The sequence below is a fragment of the Alphaproteobacteria bacterium genome (assembly GCA_020638555.1).
In the GTDB taxonomy this organism is placed as follows: domain Bacteria; phylum Pseudomonadota; class Alphaproteobacteria; order Bin95; family Bin95; genus JACKII01.
The window spans coordinates 563824-589009 of record JACKII010000001.1 but is presented as its reverse complement, the minus strand read 5'-3'; the positions used below and the strand labels follow the sequence as shown (position 1 = coordinate 589009).

The following is a 25186-nucleotide window of genomic DNA, read 5'->3' as shown; positions in this document are numbered from 1 at the left end:
GTGCCTTAGCTATGGTTCTCCCCAATTGATCCCGCATTCATCCCCAGGATTTTCCCCTCCCCATGACCAAGACGCATTTCGGTTTCCGTTCCGTCGACGAAAACGAGAAGGCCGGGTTGGTCCGGGGCGTGTTCTCGTCGGTGGCCGGGCGCTACGACCTGATGAACGATCTGATGAGCGGCGGCGTGCACCGGCTCTGGAAGGACCGGCTGGTGCGCCGCATGGCGCCGCGCGCCGGGGAAACCGTGCTGGACCTGGCCGGCGGCACCGGCGACATCGCCTTCCGCCTGGTGCAGGCGGCCGATTGCGAGGTGGTGGTCTGCGACATCAACGAGGCGATGATCGGCGTCGGCCGCGACCGCGGGCTCGACCGCGGCCGGATCGAGGGGCTGGAATGGACCGTGGGCGACGCCGAGGCCCTGCCCTTCGCCGACGACAGCATGAATGCCTGCTGCATCGCCTTCGGCCTGCGCAACGTCACCCGCCCGCCGGTGGCGCTGGCCGAGATCCTGCGGGTGCTGCGGCCGGGCGGGCGCTTTTTCTGCCTGGAATTCTCCAAGGTGATCGTGCCGGGGCTCGACCGGCTCTACGACGCCTATTCCTTCAAGGTGCTGCCGAAGATCGGCAAGGTGGTGGCGCGGGACGAGGCCTCCTACCGCTATCTGGCCGAGAGCATCCGCCAGTTTCCGGACCAGGAAGGGCTGGCGGCGATCATGCGGCGGGTCGGCTTCGGCTCGGTTGCCTATGAAAGCTGGTCCGGCGGCATCGTCGCGGTGCATCGCGGCCGCAAGCCCGCCTGACCCGCCCGCCATGCTGCGCCTGCTGTTCCATCCGCTCCGCATCGCCCGCATTCTCTGGGTGCTGGCCCGCCACGACGCGCTCTACTGGCCCCAACTCATGGGCGAAGGGGCGCTGATGCAGGGGGCGTTGCGCGCCCTCGCCCGCCACCGCCTGCCGGAACGGCCGGGCGAGCGGCTGGCCCTGGCGCTGCAACGGCTCGGCCCCAGCTTCGTCAAGCTGGGGCAGGCGCTGTCCACCCGCGGCGACATCCTGGGCGAGGCGGTCGCCCGCGACCTGGCCGCGTTGCAGGACCGGCTGCCGCCCTTCGCCGGCGCACCCGCCGTCGTGTCGCAGGCGCTGGGAGCCGAGTTATCCACACGATTCACCGAATTCTCCCCAGAGCCGGTGGCCGCCGCCTCCATCGCCCAGGTGCATTTCGCGGTCACGACCGAGGGCGAGCCGGTGGCGGTCAAGGTGCTGCGCCCCGGCGTCGAGCGGCGGTTCGAGCGCGACCTCTCTTTGTTCGCGTGGATGGCCTGGCTGGTCCACGCCCTGTTTCCGTTCACCCGCCGCTTCCGCCCGCGCGAGGTGGTGGCGGTGTTCGCCCGCTCGGTCCGTATCGAGCTGGACCTGCGGCTGGAGGCGGCGGCGGCGGCGGAACTGGCAGAGAACTTTGCCGACCATCCGGGCTTTCACGTGCCCGCGGTCGACTGGCAGCGCACCGGCCGCCGGGTGATGACGCTGGAACGGGTCGAGGGGCTGCGCATCGACAACGCCGCCGCCATCCGCGCCGCCGGCCACGACACGCACCGCATCATGGCCATCGCCGCCGAGGTGTTTTTCCGCCAGGTGTTCGTGGACGGCTTTTTCCACGCGGACATGCACCCCGGCAATGTCTTCGTCCGCCCGGACGGCGGCCTGACCGTGGTCGATTTCGGCATTATGGGCCGGCTGGATGCGGCCGGGCAGGACTTCATGGCCGACGTTCTGGTCGGCTTTCTGCGCCGCGACTACCGGCTGGTGGCCGAGGCTCATGTACGGGCTGGCTTCCTGCCCAAGGGCCAGGACCCGGCGGTGTTCGCCCAGGCGCTGCGCGCCGTCGGCGAGCCGATCCTGGACCGGCCGATCGCCGAGATTTCCATGGCGCGGCTGCTGCTGCACCTGTTCCAGGTCACCGCCCAGTTCGACATGCCGGCCCAGCCCTCGCTGCTGCTGTTGCAGAAAACCATGCTGATGGCCGAGGGGCTGGGGCGGAATCTTGACGACACCATCGACATGTGGACCATCGCCCGGCCGCTGATCGAGGACTGGATGATCCAGAACCGCGGCCCCGATGCCCGCCTCGCCGCCGGGCTGCAACAGGCGGTCGCCACGCTGGAGCGCCTGCCCCGCCTGGTCGAGCACGCCGAAGTCCTCGGCGAGCGGGCACTGAACGGCAAGGGTGGCGGCGTCTCGCCCTGGTGGGCGGCGGCGGCCGGCGCCATCGGCCTGCTGCTCGGCCTGGTGCTCGGCTGAGCGGTGCACGGCTGAGCCGGGGGCGAGCGCCGGGACCGGTCGCCCTTGCGAACACGGACGGCGGCGGTGTTCGACCGAAGACACCGGCCCCGGACGGCGGCTCCGCCACCTCCGGGGAACACAAACTTTCAAGCACAGTGTTTCCCGGCCGAGCCGGAGGCGAGCGCCGGGACCGGTCGCTCTCGCGAACACGGACACCGGCGGTGTTCGCATGCCGCCCCCGGCAATCAGCGGGCGTAGCGGTCGATGGCGAAGGGCGAGAGGTCGATGGCCGGTGCGCGGCCGGCGATGACGGCGGCGATGTGCCGGCCGGTGATCGCCCCGCCCGTCAGGCCCAGATGGCCGTGGCCGAAGCCGTAGGCGACATTGCGGTGTTTCTTCGAGCGGCCGATCACCGGCAGCGAATCCGGCGTCGCCGGCCGGTGGCCCATCCAGGGCTGGGCGTCGCCGGTATCGACCGTGCGGAAGATCTCGCGGGCGTGACGCACCAGCTTGTCGGCCCGGCCCCAGTTCGGCGCCGCCTCCAGCCCGGCGAATTCCACCGTGCCGGCCAGGCGCAAGCCCGGCTCCATCGTCGTGCACATGAATTTGCGCTCGCCGAAGCTGATCGGCCGGCTGGTCTCGAAGCCCGGATGCGGCAGCACCATGTGATAGCCGCGCTCGCTCTCCAGCGGAAACGGCTCGCCCAGCTCGGCCGAGAGGCGGTGCGACCAGGCGCCGGCGGCGATAACGAAATGGTCGAAGGCATGGCGCCCGCCGTCCGCGGTGCGGAGCGCGGCGACGCCGGCGCTGCCGGTCTCGAACCCGGTGACCCGGGCGCGCAAATGCCGGCCGCCCGCGGCCAGGACCATGGCCGCCAGCCGCCGGCACAACTCGCCCGGATTGCGGCAATGGGTGCCGTCCGGATAAAAGCCGGCCCGCACGAATTGCGGCCCCAGCGCCGGCTCCAGCTGGCGCAACTCGTCGCCACTCAGTTCCTCGACCCGGTGGCCGTGGCGGCGGGCGAGATCGCGCACGATGGCGTCGCCGGCAAACCCCGCCTCGGTCTCGTAGACCGAGACGCTGCCGGTCTGCTTTAGCAAGTCATCGGCCCCGGCATCGCCGGTCAGTTCGAGGTAAGCCTCCCGCACCGGCCGGTAGAGTGACGCCAGCGCCGCCGACTGCGCCTCGTAGGCCTTCGCCGCCGCCATGAACTTCATCAGCCAGGGGGCGGCCTTGGGCGCATAGCCGATGCGCACCGCCAGCGGCCCGAGCGGGTCCAGCAGCCAGCCCGGCACCCGCTTCCAGATGCCCGGCAGCGCCATCGGCGCAACGCTGTGGCCGGAAATCGCGCCGGCATTGCCGAAGCTGGTCATGGTGCCGGGCTCCTCGGCATCCACCAGGGTGACGCGAAAGCCTTCGCGTTGCAGATAGGCGGCGGCGCAGATGCCGATAATGCCGGCACCGATCACGGCGACCTGACCTTGGGCGGAGTCCGTCATGGGCGAGCCATCCTCGTGTGTGTCCAGCCTGGAGACCGGGGGAACCGCTTGGCCGTTGCGCCGGCCCGCGGCTCGGGCGACACTCGCCATTAAAGCGATTTGCCCCGCCCGGAGAAACGAGGAAATGCCATGGCCCGCAAACTCATCGACATCTCGATCCCGCTGACCAACGCCATTGTCTGCGACCCGCCGCACATGCGCCCGCAGATCCAGTATATGAACCACCACGACACCGCGGCCCAGATGGCGGAGTATATGGGGGTCAAGGTCGAGGACCTGCCGGAGGGCGAGTACGCGGCGGTGGAGAAGGTGACGATCTCCACCCACAACGGCACGCATCTGGACGCGCCCTATCACTTTTTCAGCCGCATGAACGAGGGCATCACGCCCGGCGGCGAGCCGTCTGCCACCATCGACCAGATCGCGCTCGACTGGTGCTACCGGCCGGCGGTGAAGCTGGACTTCCGCCATTTCGACGACGGCTATGTGGCGACGCCCGGCGATGTGCAGGCGGAGTTGAAGCGCATCGGCCACGCATTGCAGCCGCTGGACATCGTGCTGGTCAACACCGGCGCGGGCGCGCATTTCGGCCAGGACGACTTCATCGACCGCGGCTGCGGCGTCGGCTACGAGGCGACCTGCTGGCTGCTGGACCAGGGCGTGCGCGTCACCGGCACCGATGGCTGGAGCTGGGACGCGCCCTTCAGCTGGACGCGAGAGAAGATCAAGGCGGGCGGCTCGCCGAAGCTGATCTGGGAGGGGCACCGCGCCGGGCGCTACAAGGGCTATTGCCACCTGGAGAAGCTGTGGCGCCTGGACCGGCTGCCGGCGAACGGCTTCGAGGTGATCTGCTTCCCGGTCAAGGTCGAAGCCGGCTCCGCCGGCTGGACAAGGGCGGTGGCGGTGGTGGAGGAATAGAAGGGCGGAGGCCCGGACTTAAGCCGGCCCCGGCTTCAGGGCCGGGGCACACCGTTCCTCATCATCCTGAACCTGTTCCCCGGCCAAGGCGCAGCCTTGAGCCGGGGCCGGCCGCTGGGGGGCCTCCAACCGCTACAGCAGCCGTTCGATCCCCGCCGGTGCCTTGCCGGTTTCGACCAGGGTCACGGCCTCGACCAGCTTGGTATTGGCGGGGGTGGGGATGCCGATTTCCGCACCCTTGGCCGCCACCAGGCCGTTGATGAACTGGATCTCTGTGCGCCGGCCCTTCAGCATGTCCTGGCCCATGCTCGGCCGTGCGCCCTCTTTCGCCTTGGCGGCATTGTCCAGCAGCTTTTTCTCGACCGCGGCCAGGTTCGGGGCGTCGTTGGCGCCGCTTTCCAGTTCCTCGGCCGCCTTGACCCAGACTTCGGGCGCGAAGCCGTTGGTGTCCTCCAGCGCATAGCCGAGCGCCTGGCCGACCTTCACCGCCTCGCCGGCGATGCGGATCGAGAGATGCCGGGCCGGCTCCTGCACCATGTATTCCTTGATGCTCATGCCGGTGGAGGCGGCGACGCCGTTGCCCATGGCGTTGGCCACCAGCTTCGACCAGCGCTCGCCCCAGAGATTGGTGGTGGCCTTGGCGCTGTCGATCTTGGAGAGCCAGCCGACCAGCATTTCCAGCCTTGGCGTGATGACGCAGGTGGCCTCGCCGGCGCGAAAGACGGTGTGGGCGGCGCCGCCCTTGGCGATGCGGCGGATGACATGGCCGGGGCCGACCAGCTCGACGACGATCTTGGCGGCGATGCAGCCCAGCGTCTTGCCCCAGCCGACAATGCCGGCAATCGTTTCCTCGTTCATGCAGTTTTGCAGCGAGACCACGCAGCCGGTCGGCGCCAGATAATCCTTCACCAGCATGGTGGCCCAGGCGGTGTCGTAGGACTTGACGCAGATGAAGGCGATGTCGATCGGCCGCTCGCGCTTCAGGCCCTGCAATTCGGTCAGGTTGTAGGCCTTGACCGGCACGGTGAAGCATTCCTCCGCCGTGGTGCCTTCCAGGGTGATGCCGTCGGCGCGCATCTTCTCGACATGCTCGGGCCAGGCGTCGAAGAACGAGACGTCCAGGCCCTGTTGGGCGAGATTGCCGCCGACATAGGCGCCGACGGCGCCGGCGCCGACGATCATGATGCGGGGGTTGGTCAGTTCGGTCATCGGGCGGGTTTCCTCCAATTCGGTCGGGCGTCAGGCCGCTTCCAGGGTGACGCGCCACATGACGCGGCGGTGGCCGTCATAGTCGTTCACGGCATAGTGCTGGCTGGCGAGATTGTCCCAGACCGCCAGCGTGCCGGGCTGCCAGCGCAGGCGGCAGGTGAATTCCGGCCGCTTCAGATGCTGGAACAGGTATTGCAGCACCGGCTCGCTTTCCGCCTCGGTCCAGCCCTTGAATTTCAGGGTGTGGATGTAGTTGACGAACAGCGCCTTGCGGCCGGAGCGCTCGTGCACCCGCACTGCCGGATGCTCGGCCTCCATCGAGAGCTTGTCCATGTTCTGGAGCTGGATGCTCTTGGACTTGGCGTTCATGAGCTGCTTGCGGTCGCCGACCCGGCCGGCGCCGGCGGACGAAATGCCGACCAGCGGGTCGATCAGCCGTTTCATGCCCTCCGACAGCGTGTCATAGGCCATGTACATGTTCGCAAACAGCGTGTCGCCGCCGGCGGGCGGGATATCCAGGCCATAAAGCGCGGTCGCCGCCGGCACCCGCTCCAGATAGGTGGTGTCGGCGTGAAAGGCGCCGCCGCCGAAATTGGCCTTGTCCTCCGGGTTCTTGATCAACGGCGTGATCTTCGGATGGCTCTCCAGCCCCTTGGCGAACGGGTAGACATTGGGCACGCCGAACAGGCCGGCGACGCGCAACAACTGGTCCTCGTCCAGTTTCTGGTCGCGGAAGAACAGCACCAGATGGTCGACGAAGGCGCGCTTCACCTCCGCCTCGACGGCGTCGGAAAGCGGCTGCGAAAGATCGACCCCGAACACCTCGGCGCCCAGCGCGCCGGCAACGGGCTTGACGTCAATCAGGGCGTAGGACATCGGCGGACGGGCCTCTTGCAACATAAGGAAGGGCGCCCGGCGGGGCCGCGCGCATGCCGCCAACAGTATCGCCGCCGCGGGCGCGGTGCCAGAGTCAAATGGGACCGAGGCAGACTCGTGCAAATCCGGTTCTGTCCGCCCCTTCCGCCTGAGGCGCGAGCGGAGCGAGCCGGCCTGTGGCGAGCTGAAGCAACGGGCGACAGCCTTAAGCGCACCCGAGACGCCCCTGTTCCCCGGAGGTGGCGGAGCCGCCATCCGGGGCCGCTCTGGGCGTGCGAACACCGGCGACGGCGGTGTTCGAAGGACGACACCGGCCCCGGCTCGCCGCTCCGCAGCGGCCGGGAAACAAGGAATCCGGTGAGGTGCGGAAGCGCCCTAGCCCCGTTTCGCCCGGAGGTCCGCCAACACCGGCAGGATATACTCACGAAAGCGGGCCGGGTCCTCGCTCATGGGGAAATGGCCGAGGCCGCGCATGGTCACCACCTCCGGCCCGCCGGCAATCTTCGCCGCCGTCCGCTCCGTATCCGCCGGCGAGCAGGAAAAATCGTACTCGCCGGTCAGGAGATAGAGCGGGCAGACGCCCGGGTCGATGCGGTGGGTGTCGTTCCGGAAATCGCCGTCGACGCGGTAGAAATGCAGGTCGCCCTTGAAGATGCCGGGCCCGCCCTGCATGTAGCCCCAGAGCGTCTCCCAGCGGTATTCGTCCGGGGCGGTCGGCGCTACCAGGCCGCTGACCACCGCGGCGGCGACATTGCCGCCGTCCAGGTCCGGCCGGTTCAGCCAGTCCAGGTCGTACCAGCCTTCCGGCTGGAAATCCGCCGCCTCCAGCCCGATCAGACCGCCGAACTCCGCGGCGTGGTGAATGGCCAGATAGACCACCACCCGTCCGCCGATGGAACAGCCCATCACCACCGGTTTTTCCAGCTCCAGGCCGGCGCAGAAGGTGCGGATCAGGTCGGCATAGCCGGCGGCGGTCAGGGCATAATCGCCGCCCTCGCGCCAGCCCACGGGCGGCAGCGACTTGCCGTGCCAGGGCATGTCGAAGGCCAGCACGCGGAAATGGCGCGTCACCTCGGCGTCGGTCAGCAGGTGGCGCCACTGCTTGTTGTCGGCGCCGGCGGTGTGCAGGCAGACCAGCGGAATGCCGTCCGCCGGCCCCGCCTCCTCGAAATAGACCCGGTGCGGCTTGCCGCCCAGCTCCAGGTGGATGTAACGGCCGGTGATCGGTTCGATATGGGCGGGCATGGCGTGGTTATTCCTGGGAAACGGCCGGGTTCCGGACCGAGGGTTCTTGCCGGCGACGCCCCTCCCTCCGGGCGTCATTGCGAGGCGCCCGGAGGGCAACGAAGCAATCCAGGCACGGCTCGGACGGGTACGGGCGGTTCTGGATTGCTTCGCCCGCTCCGCGGACTCGCAATGACGGCCAAGGATGGGAAGCGGGACGGCGACGCTGGCTGGCAGCACGCCCCTCGCCCCTCAGCATGGGGAATTGAACTCAATGAGGTTCATGCTCGGGTCGAAGCAGAACACCTGGCGGAAGTCGCGCATGGCGATGCTGCCGGCGTCGGAATAGGGCACGCCCATGGCGTCCAGATTGGCCATGACCCGGTCCAGGTCGGGCACGCAGAGCGCCACATGGCCGCCAATGCTGGGATTGTGCGCCAGGCCGTTGTTCGCGGCCCAGGTGGCGTCCGGCCTGATCAGGTGCAGGCCGCGATTGTCGGAGCCGAACACGCCCAGCGCCTCGCGGTCGGCGCGGAAATTGCCGGCCTCGACCGGGCGGACCAGTTCCTTTTCCGTCAGGCCCAGAATGTCGGTGTAGAAATCCACCGCCTTGCGCACGTCGATCACGGCGATGTTCACATGGTGCAGGTACCAGCCGCCCGGCTGGTCGACGCGGCCGTGCTCCTCGTCCGGCGCCGGCGGCGGGCCGGCGCGCTCGCCCACCGCCTGGTTGATCTCCACCAGGTTGAAGGACGGGTCGAAGCAATAGACCTGACGCATGTCGGCCATGGCATAGACGCCGGCATCGTCATAGGGGATGCCGGCGGCCTGCAACCGCCGCACCACCGCGTCCAGATCGTCGACGGTGATGGCGAAATGGCCGCCCAGGGTCGGGTTGTGCAGGAAGCCGTTCTGGTGGGCGAACAGCGGCCGCTCGGTGACGATATGCAGGCCGCGATTGTGGTTGCCCAGGCTGGCGCGGGTGTCGGAGACGCCCTCGTCCCGCCGCTCCGGATCGGGATAGGCCCAGGCGCATTCCTCCAGGCCGGCCGCCCGATGGAAGAAGGCGACGGACGCGCGCACATCGTGCGCCGGAATGTTGACGTGGTGGACGTACCAACCCATGAGACGAACCCTCCGTTAGGCGAACAGGGCGCGCGGCTTGGCCAGCACGTCCTTGATATTCTGAAGCTGTTGCATGAACACGGTCATGTCGCCGTCGATGCGCAGCGCCCGGGCCTTGACCAGGCCGAACAGGTCGTGGTGCGGCGGCGTCGGCACCGGCTGCCAGTGCGCCAGCCAGACCGCGGGCGCGGCGTTGAAGGCGACGGCGGCGGGCGTGAGGATGGTCGTCGCCGCGACCGCGCCCGCCGGCTCGCCGGCCACGAACGGCAGGAACCAGCGCGTCTCGCCCGCGCTCACGGACAACTGGCCGGTAAAATGGCGGAAGCGGTGCATCAGCGCCGCGTCGGCCCGCACCAGTTCCGGAATGGCCATGATGGCGCTGGCGACGGACGGGGCAACGGAGGGCATGGGCAATCCCATCGGGGCGGAACGGGTCGAGGCGCAACCGCGCGGTTCAGGGCAACAGGCCCAGCGTTTGCATCGCGAACATTACGGCAGAGATGCTGGCGACCGCAATCGCCGTTGCCAGCAGAATGCTGGTGGTGGCGATCCCCACCGCCGCCTCGTACTGGCGGGCGGCGATGTAGACGGTGGTGCCGACCGGCATGGCGGGGGCCAGCGTCGCCACCGCCAGCGTCAGCGGCGGCAGGCCGATGGCGAGCCCCAGGCCCAGCACCGCCAGCGGGTGCAGGGCCAGCTTGCCCAGCACCACGGTCGCCACCGCCCCCGGCTCGTTCGCGACGCCGCGATGGGCCAGATCGCAGCCGATGGCGAACAGCGCGCAGGGCAGGGCCGCCTGGCCGATCAGGCCCAGCGTCTTGTCCACCAGCGCCGGCAGCGGCAGCCCCGCCACGCCGATCGCCAGCCCCGCCACCGTCGCCAGCACCACCGGATTGCGGACGACATTGCCGAAGGCCGTCACCAGCGCCCGGCCGGAGCCGCGGGTGCGGCCTCCGCGCCGGCCGCTCTCGATATCGCGCGCCTTGGCGATGTCCAGCAGCACCATGGCAAACGGCAGCAGCACCATGGTGTCGAAGGCCAGGATCAGCAGCAACTGCACCACCCCGGCCTCGCCGAACAGGGCGAAGGTGATCGGCAGCGCCATGTAGAAGCCGTTCGAGAAGCTGGCGCCCAGGCCCATCACCACGCAGCCGGCCATGCTGCGCCGCCAGGCGAGCCAGCCGAGCAAGGCGGCGAAGGCGAACACCGCGGCCTCGCCGCCGACATAGGCCACCAGCCCCAGCGGCTCCAGCCCGCCGTCGGCGGCCGCGCCGGCAACGGTGCGGAAGGCCAGCGCCGGAATGGCGAAATAGAACACCAGCGCGTTCAGCTTGTGGGCGCCGACCGCGTCGAACACCGGCAGGCGCTTGCCCGCGGCAAATCCCAGAAACACCACCGCAAACAGCGGAACGATGGCAGAGAGAACGTCGCCCATCGGAGCCTTTGCGAGAAACGGGGAGGAAGCCGGGGGAGACCTGCATGGCCCTATGGCCATGGCACCGTCAAGGTGGTAGGGCAAGTTCTTTTCCCGCTGGCTCACACTCCATCTTCCCTGTCCTCGCGGAAGCGGGGACCCATGCCTGAGAGACAAATACAGAGTCCATGTCCTGTGAGACGCTCTCAGGCATGGGCTCCCGCTTACGCGGGAGATGGGGCAGGAGAGTGGGTCAACCAGTGCCCAAAGCGCTCTAAGCGCTCGAACCACACCCCTTTTTCGAGACGGGAGCCCCGACCATGAGCGACTTTGCCGGCCAGACCGCCCTCATCACCGGCGCCACCAACGGCATCGGCCTGGGGCTCGCCAAGGCCCTGGCGGCGGAGGGCGCCCGCATCGCCGTCGCCGGCCTCGGCCCCGCCGATGTCGACCCGACCGTGGCCGCGCTCCGGGCCGACGGCGCCGATGTCCGGGGCTTCCAGGCCGACCTGGCCGGGCGCGACGGCTGGAAGGCTCTGCTGGCCGCGGTGCAGGCGGCGTACGGCCAGGGCGGCGTCTCGATCTTCGCCTATTGCGCCTCGCCGAAGCGGCTGGAAAGCGACACCGTCCTCCAGGTCTCGGAGGAGACCTGGGACGGCATGGTCAACACCAATCTGCGCTCCGGCTTCTTCCTGGCGCGCGAACTGGCCCGCGACATGATCGGGGCGGGGGTGACGGGCCAAATCCTGTTCATCACCTCCCAGCACCGGTTCAGCCCGCGCAACCTGCCCCATTACAGCGCCTCCAAGGCGGGGCAGGAAATGCTGGTGAAGGAGTTGGCGAAGGCGCTGGGCCGCCACGGCATCCGCGTCAACGGCATCGCGCCGGGCGCGATCCCCGGCGGCGGCTTCGACGCCTCGACCATGCCGGAGATCAACCGGATGGTGCCGCTCGGCCGCCCGGGCACGCCGGCGGACATTGCCGGCGCCGCACTCGCCCTGCTCTCGCCCCGATACGGCGCCTACATCACCGGCGAGGTGGTGTCGGTGGATGGCGGCATCCAGCTCCACAACTGGATCACGCCGCCGGAGACGATCTGAGACGCCTCCGGGACGAAACCGCTAGCGCCCCCGAAACCGCGGCTCGCGCTTTTCCAGGAAGGCGCGCACGCCCTCTTTCCGGTCCTCGGTCTCCAGGGCGCGGTCCTGGCTCCAGCTTTCCCAGAGCGCGGCGTCATAGGGCTCGCGCAGCAGGCCTTTCAGCACCGCCTGCTTGGCCATCGCCATATGCCGGGTCGGCCCTTTGGCGAGGCGTTCGGCGAGCGCCAGCGCCGCGTCCATCAGGGCCGCGGCCGGCACGATGCGATTGACGACGCCGGCGGCGCGCGCGTCCTCCAGCGGGATGTCGTCGGCCAGATAGAGCCACTCCATGGCGCGGGCATAGCCGGCCATTTTCGGCAGGGTCCAGGTGATGAGATCGTCCGGGTGGATCGCCCGCTTCAGCCAGACCGGGATCAGCCGCGCCTTGTCGGACGCGATGCGGATATCGCAGAGCAGCGCCAGGCCCAGGCCGCCGCCCGCCGCCGCGCCGTTGATGGCGGCGATGGTCGGCTTCGGCATTTCCAGCAGTTCGACGCACCAGGCGAAGCGCGGCTCCGACGGGCCGGTGGGCCAGGGGCGCTTGTCCTCGGCGGCGAGGTCGGCGCCGGCACAGAAGCCGCGGCCCGCACCGGTCAGCACCAGACAGCGGGCCTCCGGGTCGGCGGCCACAAGCCGGATCATCGCCCGGATCTCGTGGCGCATGACACCGTCGAACGCGTTCAGCCGGTCGGGACGGTTGAGGGTGACCACGACGACGCCGTGGTCGCGCCGCTCCAGCGTCAGGGTCTGGTATGCGCTGGTCATGGAAGCCCTCTCAAACCAAAACCGTCATTGCGAGCGGGCAACGCCCGCGTGGCAATCCAGCGGCGCGAAACCCTGGATTGCCACGGCCGCGTCGCGGCCTCGCAATGACGGCGGGAGTGGACGAGAGCGGCGAACCGCCCCTCAGAACGGCACGTCGCCGCAAATGGTGATGCGGTGCATGCGCCGGCGTTCCTTGTAGTCCGGCACGGCATAATGCTGGACGCACCGGTTGTCCCAGAGCGTCAGCGTGCCGGGCTTCCAGTTCACGCGGCAGGTGAATTCCGGCCGGATCGAGTGCGCCTTCAGGTATTTCAGCAAACCGTCCGACTCCGCCTCGGTGAAGCCGTCGAACCGCTTGACGTGGCTGCCGACATAAAGCGCCTTGCGCCCGGTTTCCGGATGGGTGCGGACGATGGGGTGGGCGCTTTCCGTTTGCAGGTCGCCCGGATCGCGCACCTTCGACGCCATGTCCGGATTGGCGCCATAGCGCGCGCCGCGGTCGGCCGCCTTGCTGCCGACGCACCAGCCCTTCACATCCGCCAGCATGGTCTTCATGCCGTCCGAGAGCGCGTCATAGGCGTCGTACATGTTGGCATACATCGTGTCGCCGCCGGCGCTCGGCACCTCGTGCGCATAGAGCATGGTCGCCATGGCCGGCTTCGGGTTGAACATCTGATCCGTGTGCCAGGCCGAGCCGAAGGTGAAGGTGTCGGTCGGCTCTTTCTTGATCTCCAGAATGTCCGGATAGGCGTCCATGCCCTTCATGAACGGGTGATGGTGGATCTCGCCGAAGCGGTGGGCAAAGGCGATCTGCTGTTCCGGCGTGATGGTCTGGTCGCGGAAGAACACCACCTGATGATCGAGCCAGGCCGCCTTGATCTCGGCAAACACGGCGTCGGTCAGGCTGGCGAGGTCCGCGCCGCGGATCTCCGCCCCCATGGAGCCGGCGAACGGGTGCACGGTGATGTGCTGATAGGCGTTGGCGCTGTCTAACGGCATGGGCTGGGGTCCTTCCCTCAAAGACAGCCGCGGTCTAGGCGGCTTGGGCCTGCTCGATGGTCGGTTGGTCGCCGGCCACGGTGGTGCGGCGCACGTCGCGCACCTCTTCGGTATCCGCAAACGGCCGCGCGCGGTGCATGGTCTGGCGGTTGTCCCATTGCACCAGATCGTGCTGGCGCCAGACATGGGCATAGACGAATTCACGCTGGGTGGCGTGCTCGGTCAGGTCGCGCAGCAGGGCGCGCGCCTCCGGCACCGGCCAGCCCTCGATCGCGCCCGCATGGGCCGAGAGATAGAGCGACTTCCGCCCCGTCACCGGATGGGTGCGCACCAGGCGCTGGCGCACCGGCGTGAAATTGGCCTTCTCGTCCTCACTCAGCGCGTCGAAACCCAGCAGGCCGCGGGAATAGACCAGGGAATGCAGGCAGACCAGATCGTCGATCCGGTCCTTGGTCTTGGCGTCGAGCGCGTCATAGGCGGCGCGCATGTCGGCGAATTCGGTGTTGCCGCCCTCGGGCGGAATCCGCCGGCCCGACAGCAGCGAATACTTGGCCGGAATGGCCCGGAACGAGCTGTCCGAATGCCAGAGCTGGTTGCCCAGGTTGAACATGCGCTGGCGGTCGTCGCGGCCGTAGGGCTTGTTCTCCTTGTTCAGGTTGGAGACATCGGCCAGTTCGGCCCGCAGGCGGCGGTCCTTTGCCTTGGTGATGTTCGACTTGTTGTCCGGCAGTTCCAGCTTGCCGAAATTCTGGCTGAAGGCGATCTGCTGCTCATCGGTGATGGCCTGGCCGCGATAGACCAGCACCGCATAGCGGTCCATGCCGGCTTCGAGCCCGGCCACCTCGTCGGCATTCAGCGGCCGGGTCAGATCGACGCCGGACACCTCGCCGACGAACACCGGGTGCAGCGGGCGGATTTCGAGGGCCATGCGGGGCTTCCTCCGTAACGGTCGTGTTGATCGATAGTATTACAGCAGACCACTCTACCGCAACAATGGCGGAGATTGCGGCGAGCGGGTGTTGGAGTCCGCTCCTGTTTACTCCGCCCACCGGGGCTTGCGCTTCTCGATGAAGCTGGCGACGCCCTCGCGGCCTTCGGCGCTCAGCATGCAGCGGCCGAAGGCATAGCCGCCGGCCTGGCGGGCCTCCTCCGGCGTCAGGCGCGGCAGGCTCATGATCAGCGCCTTGGTCTCGGCATTCGCGGCCGGGCTGCAAGAGCGCACGCCGGTGCGGATCTCCAGTTCGGTCGCGCCCAGCGCCGCCTCGCTCGCCACCACATAATCCGCCAGGCCGAGCCTGAGCGCCTCCGCGCCGCGGAAGCGACCGCCGGTCAGCATCAGCCGCCGCGCCGCCGGCAAGCCGATGCGGCCGATCACGAAGGGCGCGATCTGGGCCGGGACGATGCCGATCTGCGTCTCGGTCATGGAGAACAGCGCGTCCTCGGTTACGACGACCACGTCGGCGCAGCAGGTCAGCCCCAGGCCGCCGGCGATGGCCGCGCCCTGGAACACGCTCTGGAAGCCCTTGATGTCGCCGCCGGCACAGAACACCCGGCCCTTGCCGCGAAGCGTGACGCCGCGCAGGCTGCGGTCCTCGCGCACCGCCGCGACCACGGCGGCCAGTTCCGCCGACACCTCTTTAGAGAGGGCGTTCCGCGCCTCCGGCCGGTTGAACCAGATGGTGAGCCAGTCGGCGTCACGCTCCAGCAGGAAGTGCTCGCAAGGGGGCAGGGCGGTCATGGCGAAGGGTCCGTCGGGCTCGGAAGGGAAATGCGCGCCAGTGTGCCGGCCTGCCCCGGCCCTGGCGAGCCCTAATTCGCTTTCGCATCCGCGAAGGGCCGGATAGGCTGCGAGGCTCCCGTACCGTCTCACCCGACCGTCAGGCTTGCCCATGTCCGCTATCATCACCCCCGTCGCCGCCGAGTTCCGTACCGACGACGGCCTCCGCCTCGTCGCCGACCGCTGGGGCGACGGCGACCACACCGTGCTGCTGTTCCACGGCGGCGGCCAGACCCGCCACGCCTGGGGCGGCGCGGCCGAGCGCCTGGCCGCCGCCGGCTGGACCGCCTTCACCATCGACCAGCGCGGCCATGGCGAAAGCGACTGGAGCGCCGAGGGACGCTATGCCATCGACCACTTCGCCGAGGACGTGCGGGGCATCTGCCGCGGCTTCCCAGTGCCGCCGGCGGTGGTCGGCGCCTCGCTCGGCGGCATCTCCGCCCTGATCGCCCAGGGCGAGTGCGACGAGGCCATCCTTTCCGCCCTGGTGCTGGTCGACATCACGCCACGGGTGGAACGCGCCGGCGTCGAGCGCATCATCAACTTCATGGCCGCCAAGGCGGAAAGCGGGTTTGCAACGCTGGAGGAATGCGCCGACTACGTCGCCAGCTACCTGCCGCACCGCAAGCGGCCGAAGGACCTCTCCGGCCTGATGAAGAATCTGCGCCAGCGCGACGACGGCCGCTATTACTGGCACTGGGACCCGCGCTTCGTCACCGACGCCGACAAGCGCATGGAGGACCGCGACCCGGAGCGCATGATCGCCGCCGCCCGGCGCCTGAAATGCCCGACCCTGCTGGTGCGCGGCGGCTCCAGCGACCTGGTGAGCGAGACCGTGGCGCGGGAATTCCTGGACCTGGTGCCCCAGGCCGAATTCGCCGACGTGGCCGGCGCCGGCCACATGGTGGCGGGCGACAAGAACGACGCCTTCACCGAGGCCGTGCTGCCCTTCCTCGAAAAACACCACTGACGCCGGGGACGCGGCGGGGGTTTCCGGGACGCCGATTTACCCCGGACGGTGCGGAGCGCCGATCCGGGGCCGGTCGCTCTCGCGAACACGGATTGCGACGGTGTTCGCGAGAGCGACCGGTCCCGGCCCTCGCCTCCGGCTCGGCCGGGATACGGTGGCGGCGCTTCCCGACGGCACTGCGGTTTAGAGCATTTTCGGTACCGGTTGAGCCACTCTCCTGCCCCATCTCCCGCGCAAGCGGGAGCCCATGCCTGAGAACCTCTCACAGGACACAGGCTCTGTATTTGTCTCTCAGGCATGGGTCCCCGCCTCCGCGGGGACAGGGAAGCTGGGCTGGTAAGCCAGCAGGGAAAGAATCCGCTCTACGCGCCGCGCTGGCGGCGCACCTGGTCCCAGGCGGCGTTGATGCGGGCGAGCTTGTCGGTGGCGACGTCGATCGCCTCCTGCGGCAGGCCCTGGGCCATCAGCCGGTCCGGGTGGTTCTCGCGCACCAGATCGCGGTGGCGGGCGCGGATCTCCTCCAACGGCGCGTCGTGGGCCACGCCCAGAATCGTGTAGGGGTCGCTCTCGTCCGCGCCCATATGGGTTTCGCGGATGCGGGCGAAATCCGCCACGCCGATGCCGAAAATCTCCGCCACCCGCTCCAGAAAGCGCAGCTCGTCCGGCGTGACCTTGCCGTCGGCGGTGGCGATCACGAACAGGCAGTCCAGCACCTGCTCCAGCACCAACGGGCTGTCGTGCAAGATGCGAGAGAGCTGGTGGGCGTAGGACTCGAAGCCGGCCACGTCGCGCTTGGCCTGGTTGAACAGGCGGGCGACGTTCTTCTCCTCGTCGGGGGCGGTGCGGAACACCCGGCGAAAGGCGGCGATCTCGTCGCGGGTGACGACGCCGTCGGCCTTGGCCATCTTCGCCCCCAGCGCGATCACGCCGATGGTGAAGCCGATCTGACGGGTGACGCCCTCGTCGACCCGGGGCTGCTGCGATTCGCTTTTCTGGTCGACGGCGAAATGGCCGGCGACCGCGCCGATCAGCGCGCCAATCGGGCCGCCGACCGCCAACCCGGCGGCCCCGCCCAGAATTTTTCCCCAAATGCTCATAATCGTCTCTCCGCCGCCGCCGGACCGGCTGGCGCATACGCTGGACCGCCGCCGCCGCATGGACCATAACCACGGGAGGACCCGGAACGCCACCTACCAAAAGGCATGACGATGCAATCCGTCCCAGCCCGCGCCGGCATCCAGGTCGGCGACCCGTTCCCGCCATTCGAGGCCATGACCGCCGAAGGCCGGCCGCTGAACCTCGACGGCGATGCACTGGCCGGCCGCTCGCGCCTGATCGTGTTCGTGCGCGATGCGGACGCACCGGCGACGGCCGCGGCCCTGGCGCGCCTTGCCGCCTGGGCCGACCATCTGGCCGAGCTGGATTGCCCGGTTTTCGTCGTCCTGCCGCTGCCGCCGACCGCCGCCAAGGCCAGGGCGGACGCGCTGGGCCTGCCCTTCGCCATTCTCTGCGATCCGGACCTGAAAGCCGCCCGCGCCCTGACACCGGCGCTGATGGCGGCCGACGCGCCGCCGCTCGCCAGCGTGTTGCTGCGGCCGAACCGGCACGTGCAGGCGGTGCTGGGGGCCGAGGCCGAGGACCATGGCGACATCGCCTGCGCCTTTGTCGAGAAACTGCGCCCCGAACGCGCCTGGCGGGTGCAGACCGGGCCGGTGGCGCCGGTGCTGTTCGTGCCCGACGTGTTCAGCCCGGCCGACTGCCAGCGGCTGCTGACGGTTTTCGCCATGCAGGGCAACACGTTCATCGAGCCCGGCCATGGCACCCAGAAGCGGACGCAGGACTACAAAATGCGCATCCCGGACTATGGCCGCAACGACCGGGTCGACCATTGGGTCGTCACGGCCGACACCACGAAGTTCATCGCCGAGCGCCTGTTCGCGCGCGTGGCGCCGGTGGTGCATAGGGCGTTTCACTACCGCCTGACCCGCTATGAGCGCTTCCGCATCGGCCGCTACGAGGCCTCGGACCGGGCCAAGGGCGTGGTCGGCGCCGCCCACGGCCACCGCGACAACACCGAGCCGAAAGTGGCCCATCGCCGCTTCGCCTGCTCCGTCAACCTGAACGCCGAGGCGCACGAGGGCGGCGGCATCGTCTTTCCCGAATTCTGCGGCACCGAATACGCCCCGCGCACGGGCGAGGCGCTGGTGTTCTCGTCCTCGCTGCTGCATCAGGTCATGCCGGTGCGCCGCGGCACCCGCTACACCCTGCTGAGCTTCCTGTTCGGCGAAACCTGAGGCCACCCGGCTCCGTCCGCTTGCCTCAGGTCATCCGCCGGCGCACGGCCACCAGCCCGGCCAATGCGAGCCCGCCCCCCATGGCCGCCAGCGTGCCCGGCTCGGCAGCCGCCTGCGGCAGCTGGCAGGGGCCGGCGCCGGTCTGCGTAACGGTACCGTCCAGATTGCCCTCCAGGATGCAGGTATAGGCCAGGGCGTGCTGGCCCGTCGTCGTCGAAATCTCGTACTCGACGAACGGGATTCCGGCGGGCGTGCCGGCATCCACCTGAAACGGCGGGAATTCGGTCATGGCCAGGTTCAGCGTGCCGACGACAAAGGCATAGTTGCCGATCGCCAACCGATCGGCGCCGAAGCGATCCATATGGAACGAGCCCATGCCGCCATTGTCGGCGGAGGCGAGCGCGGCCACCAGATTGCCGGCGCCATCGACACTCCACAGACGGGCGGCCAGAGTGTCGGTCATCGGCTGATCGAGAAAATCGCGGATGTCGAACTGGAATTCGATATCCTCGACGCTGGAGACCGTGAAAAACTGGATGTCGATCGTCGCCTTGTCGTTGGCGTCGTCGATCTCCAGATAGCCGGCGGTTTGCGTCACGGCCTGGGCCGATCCGGCGGCAAACAATGCCGCCGCGGCAGCGATTGGGCCAATGCGGTTCATGCGACTGTCCTCCTTGCTCCCTGAGCACCATGGGCATGGTATACGAGAGTAGGAAGACAGGCAATTGTGGTATTTTGTTGATCTTGCGCCCCTCCCCCACCGCCCGGTCATGCGGCCGGGCGGTGGGGGGGCCGGGAGCGCCGGGAGCGCCGTCAGGTCTTGGCCGCGTAGGGCGGCGGCACGAAATAGCGCGGGAAGTCGCCAATGGCGGTCATGTCGACCTCGACCATGGTCGGGCCGTTGACTTTCAGGGCCTCGGCGACGGTGGCACCGAACCTGGCCCCGTCCGAGACCTTGAAATACGGCAGGCCGGCCAGTTCGGCCAGCTTGTCCAGCGGCGGGCCGACCGGATCGGCATAGAAGTGCCGCTCGCCATAGAGCGCGTCCTGGATGTCCTTGATGACGCCGTACTGGGAGTCGTTCATCACCAGGATGCAGCAGTCGATCCGCTCCTGCACCGCGGTCCAGATCTCGCCCAGATTCAGGAAGAAGCCGCCATCGCCGGTCATGGCGACGGTCTTGCGGCCGCCGCCGAGCGCCGCGCCCATGCCGAGCTGGAAGCCCGGCCCGATGGCCGCCCCCACCGGATAGATGTTGGTCTCCGGCGACAGGATCGGGAACAGGCGATAGCCCCAGGTGGTGTGCGACTTGGTGATGTCGCGCACGAACAGGGCATCGTCCGGCATGGCGGCGCGCAACTGTTCGGCAAAGTCCGCATAGGGGCCGAGGGTTTTCTTGTAGTCCGCATGGACGTCGGCCCGCAATTGCTTGACCTCGTCGCGATAGCTCTCAGGCAGGTTCAGCTTGCCTTCCAGCCGGTCGGCGAGCGCGTGCAGGGCCGCGTCGGCGTCGCCCACATGGAACAGGTTGGTGGCATAGGTCCGCCCGTTCGCCGCCGGGTCGATATCGATCTGGATGCGGTTGGCCGGCAGTTCCACCGACAGGTCGCGGGTCTCGTGCGCGCGCACGCGGCTGCCGGCGATCAGCATGCAGTCGACGGTCTTGTAGAACGCCTCCACCCGCGGCACGGCGATGAAGCAGCCCAGCACCATCGGGTCGGTCTCCGGCACGACGCCGCGACCGAGGCCGGAGGTCACCAGCGGAATCCCCATGTCGATGAAGCGTTGCACCGCATCGCGGGCGAACTTGGCGCCGTTGCCGGTCCACAGCAGCGGCCGCTTCGCCTTCAGCAACTGGTCGGCGATCAGGTCGAGGCTGGCCGCGTCGCCCGCATCCGGCGCCGGCGGCGCGATGGTCAAGTGGTCCAGCAGTTCCGGGCGCGGGATCTTGGTGCGCTGGATGTCGATCGGGATTTCGACGCTGACCGGGCCGGTCGGCGGCGTCATGGCGGCGCGGGCCGCCTGCATCAGCGTGCCCAGCGCGCTTTCGGCCGAGCGCACGCGGAAGGCGGTCTTGGACGTGCTCTCCAGCATGCCGAGCTGGTCGGCCACGTCGTGCACCGCGCCCTGGCGCTTGTCGACATTGCCGGTGGCGGTCTGGCCGGTCAGGTGCAGCATGGGCGAGCCGGCGAACACCGCCTCGATCAGCGGGCCGGTGATGTTGGCGGCCCCCGGGCCGGTGGAGGTGATGGCGACGCCCAGCCCGCCATTGGCACGGGCATAGGCGTCGGCCATATGGCCCGCGCCCATCTCGCCCCGCGTCGGCACGAAGCGGATGGCGTTGCGCCGGCCGATGCCGTCCAGCATCGGGATGTTGTGCACCGAAACGATGCCGAACGCGGTGGTGACGCCGGCCGCCTGCAAGAATTCGGCAACCAAGTCGCCTACCAGAATTTCCTCCGCCATCAGGCGCTTCCTCACTTGTCTGGGGTGATCGTGGCGGAGATGATACGCGCGCCCGTCCCGTTCGCCAAGGAGGCCCCCTCCCGTGCCGACCCATCTCGCCAATCTCTCGTTCGACTTCGACGCCATGTCCGCCCTGGTCGCCCGCGGCATGAAAACGCCGACCGCGATCAGCCGCGGCGAGTACGGCGCCATGGCCGTGCCGCGCATCCTGAAGCTGCTGGCCCGCTACAACATCAAGGCCAGCTTCTTCATCCCCGGCCTGACGCTCGAAACCTATCCGGGCCGGGTCGAGGAGATCGTCGCCCAGGGGCACGAGGTCGGCCATCACGGCTGGACCCATGTCCCGCCCGCCAACCTGGCCGACGGCGAGGAGGAGGAACACCTGGTCCGCGGCAACGAACTGATCGAGAAAATGACCGGGCAAAAGGCCCGCGGCTACCGCTCCCCCGCCTGGGACCTGTCGGACCAGACCGTGGACCTGCTGCTGAAGCACGGCTTTCTCTATGACAGCAGCATGATGGCGCACGACTGGCTGCCCTATTACGCGCGCGCCAACGACGTGGTGCACGACGATCGCGGCATGGAGTTCGGACCGGAAACCTCCCTGCTGGAAATGCCGATTTCCTGGGTGCTGGACGACTACCCCCATTTCGAATACCTGCGCACGCCGCAGGGGTTGTTTCCCGGCCTGCAAAACGCCTCGAACGTGCTGGAGAACTGGACCGACGAGTTCACCTACATGACCCGCAACACGGACTGGGGCCTGCTGACCTACACCTTCCACCCGCTGGTGATCGGCCGCGGCCACCGCATGCTGATGCTGGAACGGCTGATCCTGAACCTGCTGGAACAGGGCGCGGAGTTCGTGACCCTGGAGGACGGCGCCCGACGCTTCCAGGCGCAGACGGCCTGAGCCGCGCGGCCGGGGCTAGCGCGTTTTCGGCACGGGCTGCCCCATTCTCCTGCCCCCTCTCCCGCGGAGGCGGGAGCCCATGCCTGAGAGCTTCTCACAAGATATGGACTCTGTATTGGTCCCTCAGGCATGGGTCCCCGCCTCCGCGGGGACAGGGAAGCTGGGTTGGTGAGCCAGCGGGAAAAGACTCCGCCCTCTAGCTATCGGGGCCGACCGAGATATCGGCCGGCGTCTCGGTTTCCTGCTCGCACTGGCGCAGATGCAGCCCGCGCGGCAGTTTGGTGCCGGGATTGCCACAGGCGGCTTCCAGCCGCTCCTGCTTCAGGCCGCGCACGCCGGTCAGGTTGGCGTCGCTGAAATTGGTGCGCCGCAGGATGGCACCGTCGAAGGTGGCGCCCCGAAGGTCCGCGCCGCTGAAATTGGCCCGCTCCAGCCGGCTGTCGGTGAAATCGGCATCGCGCAGATCGGCGTTGAGCAATCGAACCCGGTCCAGGTCGCTGTTGGTGAAATCGGCGCCGACCGCGTTGGCCCCGCTCAAGTCCGAGCGCTCCAACTTGGCGCTTTCGATCCGCGTCCCGACCAACCGCGCCTTGCGCATGTCCGCCCGCTTCATCAGCGCGTTGCGCAGGTCCGCCTTGTCGAACACCGCCTCGCGCAGGTCGCTTTTGCCGAGATCGACCTCGCGCAGATCCGCCCGACCGAGATCGGCGCGGGTCAGCACCGCCTTCTCCATATCCGCCCCGGCTATGCGGGCATTCGTCAGCTTGGTGTCGGCCAGCTTGGACTTTTCCAGGTTGCTGCGGCGCAGGTCGCTGTCGCTCAGGTCCGCCCCGGAGAGGTCGATCGCCTTGAGGTCCGATTCCCGCAGGTTGACGCCGCGCAGATCGGCCGCCGGAAAAAACCCCTGGATCAGGGAAATCCCGCTCAGGTCGCACCGGGGGCAGGCGCCCGTGGCCTTCATCTGCGACGCGTGACCGGGCTCCATCGCCAGGCTGTGGCCCGACAGCACCAGGCACGCGATTCCGGCGAGGACGAGCGATCGCATGGTGAAACTCCTCTCCCGGCCGCCCGGGCCGGGTCCAAAACGTCCGGACGTGGTCGTATCATGGGGGGATGCGGACGCGCTCGCAAGGGCGGGAACCGTGACAATCCGGGCCATCGGCCGCCGCGCGCGGCGCCTCGCCCCCGCCGGCCGCAACAAAGGCTTGACCCGGGCGGCCGATCGGATCATACAACCCCGGTTCGTTTTCGTCAGTCCGCGAGGGTTCGCGCACTGGCGCGAATTGCATTGGCAGGAATGGTGTCGACAAGAACGGCATTCACCCGGACGGCAATGCAACCGGAACCCGCCGGCAACCGAAAGCAGAAGGACCCGCACATGTTTGAGAGCCTGACCGGCCGCCTCGGCGATGTGTTCGACCGCCTGCGCAAGCGCGGCGCGCTGTCGGAGGCCGACGTCAAGGCGGCGATGCGCGAAATCCGCATTGCGCTCCTGGAAGCCGACGTGGCGCTGCCGGTGGTCAAGTCCTTCATCGACAAGGCCACCAACGCCGCCATCGGCCAGGAAGTGCTGCGCTCGGTCTCGCCCGGCCAGCAGGTCATCAAGATCGTCCACGACCAGCTGGTGGACATGCTGGGCCGCGAGCCGGCGGAACTCAACGTCCGGGGCAACCCGCCGCAAGTGGTGATGATGGTCGGCCTGCAGGGCTCGGGCAAGACCACGTCCACCGGCAAGCTGGGCCTGCGCCTGAAGACGCGCGACAAGAGAAAAGTGCTGATGGTCTCGGTCGACGTGCACCGTCCCGCCGCCATCCAGCAATTGCAGCAACTGGGCCAGCAGACCGGCCTGGACGTGGTGCCGCCGATCTTCGGCGAAATGCCCACCGCCATCGCCAAGCGGGCGCTCGATAGCGCGCGCAAGGGCGGCTATGACGTGCTGATGGTCGACACCGCCGGCCGCCTGACCATCGACGAAGCGATGATGCAGGAAGCCGCCCAGGTGCGCGAGGTGGTGCAGCCGAGCGAGGTGCTGCTGGTCGCCGACGCCATGACCGGCCAGGACGCGGTGCAGATCGCCGAGACCTTTCACAAGCGCCTGGGCGTCACCGGCATCATGCTGACCCGCGTCGACGGCGACGCGCGCGGCGGCGCGGCGCTCTCCATGCGCGCGGTCACCGGCCAGCCGATCAAGTTCCTGGGCGTCGGCGAGAAGATGGACGCGCTCGACGTGTTCCACCCGGACCGCATCGCCGGCCGCATCCTGGGCATGGGCGACGTCGTCAGCCTGGTGGAGAAGGCCGCCGAGACCATCGAGCAGGCCGAGGCGGAGAAGCTCGCGAAAAAGGTCCAGAAGGGCCGGTTCGACCTGGAGGATTTGCTGTCGCAATTGCGGCAGATGAAGCGCATGGGCGGGCTCGGCGGGCTGATGAGCCTGCTGCCGCAGATGGGCAAGATGAAACAGGCCATGGCCGACGCCAAGATCGACGAAAAGCTGCTGGCCCACCAGGAAGCGATCATCCTGTCGATGACGCCGCAGGAACGGCGCCGGCCGGAGATCATCAAGGCCAGCCGCAAGCGCCGCATCGCGGCCGGCTGCGGCCTGGACGTGCAACAGGTCAACAAGCTGCTGAAGCAGTACGACCAGATGCAGCAGATGATGAAGAAGATGAAGAAGGGCGGCGGCAAGGGCCTGGCCGGCCTTCTGGGCGGCATGGGCGGCGGCGGCATGCCGCCGGGTGGGATGCCGCCGCTCGGCGGGGGCGGCCTGCCCCCGATGGGCGGTGGCGGCGGCCTGCCTCCCTTCGGGCGCTGAGCCCGGCCCGAACCGCGAAGTTTTGCCAACACCCCTCTTGAGGAGATCAACCCCCGAATGTCTTTGAAACTGCGTTTGTCCCGCGGCGGCTCGAAGAAGCGGCCGTATTACCGGATCGTCGTCACCGAAGCCACCGCCCCCCGCGACGGCAGCTTTATCGAGCGCGTCGGCACCTACAACCCGATGCTGCCGAAGGATCACGAGGACCGGGTGCGCCTGTTCCAGGATCGCATCCAGCACTGGCTCGACCACGGCGCGCAGCCGACCGACCGCGTGCAGCGCTTCCTGGCCCAGGCCGGCATGATGGCCGCGCCGGCGATCCCGAACCAGACCAAGAAGAGCCAGCCCAAGGCCAAGGCGCAGGAGCGCCTGCGCGAGGCCGAGGAACGGCGCAAGGCCGCTGAGGAAGCGGCGGCGGCCGGCGGCGAGGCCGAGGCCGGCGAGGAAGCCTCGGCCGAGTAATCGGCCGGGTTGCTGCCGGCAGGCAAGCGGACAGGATTTCGGATACC

The 25186-nt window shown here is 68.7% G+C and carries 24 protein-coding genes; 9 read left to right on the top strand and 15 right to left on the bottom strand.

What is annotated here, in order from left to right; all coding sequences use genetic code 11:
* Positions 1–62 precede the first annotated feature (62 nt).
* Both H6844_02720 and ubiB read left to right on the top strand, forming a co-directional pair.
* Positions 63–800 carry a class I SAM-dependent methyltransferase gene (locus H6844_02720; protein ID MCB9928311.1) on the top strand — a complete coding sequence of 246 codons (738 nt, stop codon included), beginning with the start codon at positions 63–65 and terminating at the stop codon, positions 798–800.
* Positions 801–810: 10 nt separating this feature from the next.
* Positions 811–2295, top strand: a complete 1485-nt coding sequence (gene ubiB, locus H6844_02715) for a 2-polyprenylphenol 6-hydroxylase (GenBank protein ID MCB9928310.1) — start codon at positions 811–813, stop codon at positions 2293–2295.
* A 227-nt stretch (positions 2296–2522) separates the two neighbouring features.
* Here ubiB and H6844_02710 read toward each other — a convergent pair whose 3' ends face one another.
* A complete protein-coding gene (locus H6844_02710) occupies positions 2523–3776 on the bottom strand; it encodes an FAD-dependent oxidoreductase (protein MCB9928309.1) in 1254 nt (417 codons plus the stop codon).
* A 129-nt stretch (positions 3777–3905) separates the two neighbouring features.
* Here H6844_02710 and H6844_02705 point away from each other — a divergent pair, with 129 nt between their 5' ends.
* Positions 3906–4694, top strand: coding sequence for a cyclase family protein (locus H6844_02705; protein MCB9928308.1), 789 nt, complete (start codon positions 3906–3908; stop codon positions 4692–4694).
* A 132-nt stretch (positions 4695–4826) separates the two neighbouring features.
* Here H6844_02705 and H6844_02700 read toward each other — a convergent pair whose 3' ends face one another.
* From H6844_02700 to H6844_02675, 6 genes are all read right to left on the bottom strand, one after another.
* Positions 4827–5903 carry a 2-dehydropantoate 2-reductase gene (locus H6844_02700; GenBank protein ID MCB9928307.1) on the bottom strand — a complete coding sequence of 359 codons (1077 nt, stop codon included), beginning with the start codon at positions 5901–5903 and terminating at the stop codon, positions 4827–4829.
* A 30-nt stretch (positions 5904–5933) separates the two neighbouring features.
* Positions 5934–6803: a TauD/TfdA family dioxygenase gene (locus tag H6844_02695; GenBank protein ID MCB9928306.1), complete on the bottom strand. Its 870-nt coding sequence runs from the start codon at positions 6801–6803 to the stop codon at positions 5934–5936.
* A 351-nt stretch (positions 6804–7154) separates the two neighbouring features.
* A complete protein-coding gene (locus H6844_02690) occupies positions 7155–8024 on the bottom strand; it encodes an alpha/beta hydrolase (GenBank protein MCB9928305.1) in 870 nt (289 codons plus the stop codon).
* A gap of 231 nt (positions 8025–8255) precedes the next feature.
* Positions 8256–9128 carry a VOC family protein gene (locus H6844_02685; protein ID MCB9928304.1) on the bottom strand — a complete coding sequence of 291 codons (873 nt, stop codon included), beginning with the start codon at positions 9126–9128 and terminating at the stop codon, positions 8256–8258.
* Between the two features lie 15 nt (positions 9129–9143).
* Entirely contained in the window at positions 9144–9536 is a 393-nt protein-coding gene (locus H6844_02680) for a hypothetical protein (GenBank protein ID MCB9928303.1), read from the bottom strand.
* 46 nt (positions 9537–9582) lie between these two features.
* On the bottom strand, positions 9583–10563 hold the full coding sequence (locus H6844_02675) for an AEC family transporter (GenBank protein MCB9928302.1): 981 nt from the start codon (positions 10561–10563) through the stop codon (positions 9583–9585).
* 299 nt (positions 10564–10862) lie between these two features.
* Here H6844_02675 and H6844_02670 point away from each other — a divergent pair, with 299 nt between their 5' ends.
* Entirely contained in the window at positions 10863–11642 is a 780-nt protein-coding gene (locus H6844_02670) for an SDR family oxidoreductase (GenBank protein MCB9928301.1), read from the top strand.
* Between the two features lie 21 nt (positions 11643–11663).
* Here H6844_02670 and H6844_02665 read toward each other — a convergent pair whose 3' ends face one another.
* From H6844_02665 to H6844_02650, 4 genes are all read right to left on the bottom strand, one after another.
* Positions 11664–12446: an enoyl-CoA hydratase/isomerase family protein gene (locus tag H6844_02665; GenBank protein ID MCB9928300.1), complete on the bottom strand. Its 783-nt coding sequence runs from the start codon at positions 12444–12446 to the stop codon at positions 11664–11666.
* Between the two features lie 141 nt (positions 12447–12587).
* Positions 12588–13445, bottom strand: coding sequence for a TauD/TfdA family dioxygenase (locus tag H6844_02660; protein MCB9928299.1), 858 nt, complete (start codon positions 13443–13445; stop codon positions 12588–12590).
* Between the two features lie 34 nt (positions 13446–13479).
* Positions 13480–14373, bottom strand: coding sequence for a TauD/TfdA family dioxygenase (locus H6844_02655; GenBank protein MCB9928298.1), 894 nt, complete (start codon positions 14371–14373; stop codon positions 13480–13482).
* A 108-nt stretch (positions 14374–14481) separates the two neighbouring features.
* Entirely contained in the window at positions 14482–15183 is a 702-nt protein-coding gene (locus tag H6844_02650) for an enoyl-CoA hydratase/isomerase family protein (protein MCB9928297.1), read from the bottom strand.
* A gap of 151 nt (positions 15184–15334) precedes the next feature.
* Between H6844_02650 and H6844_02645 the strand changes: the two genes are divergently transcribed.
* The gene (locus H6844_02645) at positions 15335–16192 is read left to right on the top strand and encodes an alpha/beta hydrolase (protein MCB9928296.1); all 858 of its coding nucleotides are present in this window, start codon (positions 15335–15337) and stop codon (positions 16190–16192) included.
* Between the two features lie 362 nt (positions 16193–16554).
* Here H6844_02645 and H6844_02640 read toward each other — a convergent pair whose 3' ends face one another.
* Positions 16555–17289 carry a TerB family tellurite resistance protein gene (locus tag H6844_02640; protein MCB9928295.1) on the bottom strand — a complete coding sequence of 245 codons (735 nt, stop codon included), beginning with the start codon at positions 17287–17289 and terminating at the stop codon, positions 16555–16557.
* Positions 17290–17400: 111 nt separating this feature from the next.
* Between H6844_02640 and H6844_02635 the strand changes: the two genes are divergently transcribed.
* Positions 17401–18486 carry a redoxin domain-containing protein gene (locus H6844_02635; protein MCB9928294.1) on the top strand — a complete coding sequence of 362 codons (1086 nt, stop codon included), beginning with the start codon at positions 17401–17403 and terminating at the stop codon, positions 18484–18486.
* Between the two features lie 25 nt (positions 18487–18511).
* Here the strand turns inward: H6844_02635 and H6844_02630 are convergent, their stop codons facing one another.
* The gene (locus tag H6844_02630) at positions 18512–19147 is read right to left on the bottom strand and encodes a hypothetical protein (protein ID MCB9928293.1); all 636 of its coding nucleotides are present in this window, start codon (positions 19145–19147) and stop codon (positions 18512–18514) included.
* Between the two features lie 152 nt (positions 19148–19299).
* A complete protein-coding gene (locus tag H6844_02625; GenBank protein MCB9928292.1) occupies positions 19300–20952 on the bottom strand; it encodes a thiamine pyrophosphate-binding protein in 1653 nt (550 codons plus the stop codon).
* A 124-nt stretch (positions 20953–21076) separates the two neighbouring features.
* Between H6844_02625 and H6844_02620 the strand changes: the two genes are divergently transcribed.
* A complete protein-coding gene (locus tag H6844_02620) occupies positions 21077–21865 on the top strand; it encodes a polysaccharide deacetylase (GenBank protein ID MCB9928291.1) in 789 nt (262 codons plus the stop codon).
* Between the two features lie 196 nt (positions 21866–22061).
* On the opposite strand, the gene H6844_02615 is transcribed toward H6844_02620, so the two are convergent.
* Positions 22062–22910: a pentapeptide repeat-containing protein gene (locus H6844_02615; GenBank protein ID MCB9928290.1), complete on the bottom strand. Its 849-nt coding sequence runs from the start codon at positions 22908–22910 to the stop codon at positions 22062–22064.
* Between the two features lie 333 nt (positions 22911–23243).
* On the opposite strand from H6844_02615, the gene ffh reads away from it, so the two are divergent.
* A complete protein-coding gene (ffh, locus tag H6844_02610; GenBank protein MCB9928289.1) occupies positions 23244–24677 on the top strand; it encodes a signal recognition particle protein in 1434 nt (477 codons plus the stop codon).
* A gap of 57 nt (positions 24678–24734) precedes the next feature.
* Entirely contained in the window at positions 24735–25139 is a 405-nt protein-coding gene (gene rpsP, locus H6844_02605) for a 30S ribosomal protein S16 (protein MCB9928288.1), read from the top strand.
* Positions 25140–25186 lie beyond the last annotated feature (47 nt).

What these genes read in the sequence shown, in the direction of transcription:
- H6844_02720 (MCB9928311.1), top strand. Translation starts at nt 63, where the DNA reads ATGACCAAGACGCATTTCGGTTTCCGTTCCGTCGACGAAAACGAGAAG.
- ubiB (MCB9928310.1), top strand. Translation starts at nt 811, where the DNA reads ATGCTGCGCCTGCTGTTCCATCCGCTCCGCATCGCCCGCATTCTCTGG.
- H6844_02710 (MCB9928309.1), bottom strand. Translation starts at nt 3,776, where the DNA reads ATGACGGACTCCGCCCAAGGTCAGGTCGCCGTGATCGGTGCCGGCATT.
- H6844_02705 (MCB9928308.1), top strand. Translation starts at nt 3,906, where the DNA reads ATGGCCCGCAAACTCATCGACATCTCGATCCCGCTGACCAACGCCATT.
- H6844_02700 (MCB9928307.1), bottom strand. Translation starts at nt 5,903, where the DNA reads ATGACCGAACTGACCAACCCCCGCATCATGATCGTCGGCGCCGGCGCC.
- H6844_02695 (MCB9928306.1), bottom strand. Translation starts at nt 6,803, where the DNA reads ATGTTGCAAGAGGCCCGTCCGCCGATGTCCTACGCCCTGATTGACGTC.
- H6844_02690 (MCB9928305.1), bottom strand. Translation starts at nt 8,024, where the DNA reads ATGCCCGCCCATATCGAACCGATCACCGGCCGTTACATCCACCTGGAG.
- H6844_02685 (MCB9928304.1), bottom strand. Translation starts at nt 9,128, where the DNA reads ATGGGTTGGTACGTCCACCACGTCAACATTCCGGCGCACGATGTGCGC.
- H6844_02680 (MCB9928303.1), bottom strand. Translation starts at nt 9,536, where the DNA reads ATGCCCTCCGTTGCCCCGTCCGTCGCCAGCGCCATCATGGCCATTCCG.
- H6844_02675 (MCB9928302.1), bottom strand. Translation starts at nt 10,563, where the DNA reads ATGGGCGACGTTCTCTCTGCCATCGTTCCGCTGTTTGCGGTGGTGTTT.
- H6844_02670 (MCB9928301.1), top strand. Translation starts at nt 10,863, where the DNA reads ATGAGCGACTTTGCCGGCCAGACCGCCCTCATCACCGGCGCCACCAAC.
- H6844_02665 (MCB9928300.1), bottom strand. Translation starts at nt 12,446, where the DNA reads ATGACCAGCGCATACCAGACCCTGACGCTGGAGCGGCGCGACCACGGC.
- H6844_02660 (MCB9928299.1), bottom strand. Translation starts at nt 13,445, where the DNA reads ATGCCGTTAGACAGCGCCAACGCCTATCAGCACATCACCGTGCACCCG.
- H6844_02655 (MCB9928298.1), bottom strand. Translation starts at nt 14,373, where the DNA reads ATGGCCCTCGAAATCCGCCCGCTGCACCCGGTGTTCGTCGGCGAGGTG.
- H6844_02650 (MCB9928297.1), bottom strand. Translation starts at nt 15,183, where the DNA reads ATGACCGCCCTGCCCCCTTGCGAGCACTTCCTGCTGGAGCGTGACGCC.
- H6844_02645 (MCB9928296.1), top strand. Translation starts at nt 15,335, where the DNA reads ATGTCCGCTATCATCACCCCCGTCGCCGCCGAGTTCCGTACCGACGAC.
- H6844_02640 (MCB9928295.1), bottom strand. Translation starts at nt 17,289, where the DNA reads ATGAGCATTTGGGGAAAAATTCTGGGCGGGGCCGCCGGGTTGGCGGTC.
- H6844_02635 (MCB9928294.1), top strand. Translation starts at nt 17,401, where the DNA reads ATGCAATCCGTCCCAGCCCGCGCCGGCATCCAGGTCGGCGACCCGTTC.
- H6844_02630 (MCB9928293.1), bottom strand. Translation starts at nt 19,147, where the DNA reads ATGAACCGCATTGGCCCAATCGCTGCCGCGGCGGCATTGTTTGCCGCC.
- H6844_02625 (MCB9928292.1), bottom strand. Translation starts at nt 20,952, where the DNA reads ATGGCGGAGGAAATTCTGGTAGGCGACTTGGTTGCCGAATTCTTGCAG.
- H6844_02620 (MCB9928291.1), top strand. Translation starts at nt 21,077, where the DNA reads ATGTCCGCCCTGGTCGCCCGCGGCATGAAAACGCCGACCGCGATCAGC.
- H6844_02615 (MCB9928290.1), bottom strand. Translation starts at nt 22,910, where the DNA reads ATGCGATCGCTCGTCCTCGCCGGAATCGCGTGCCTGGTGCTGTCGGGC.
- ffh (MCB9928289.1), top strand. Translation starts at nt 23,244, where the DNA reads ATGTTTGAGAGCCTGACCGGCCGCCTCGGCGATGTGTTCGACCGCCTG.
- rpsP (MCB9928288.1), top strand. Translation starts at nt 24,735, where the DNA reads ATGTCTTTGAAACTGCGTTTGTCCCGCGGCGGCTCGAAGAAGCGGCCG.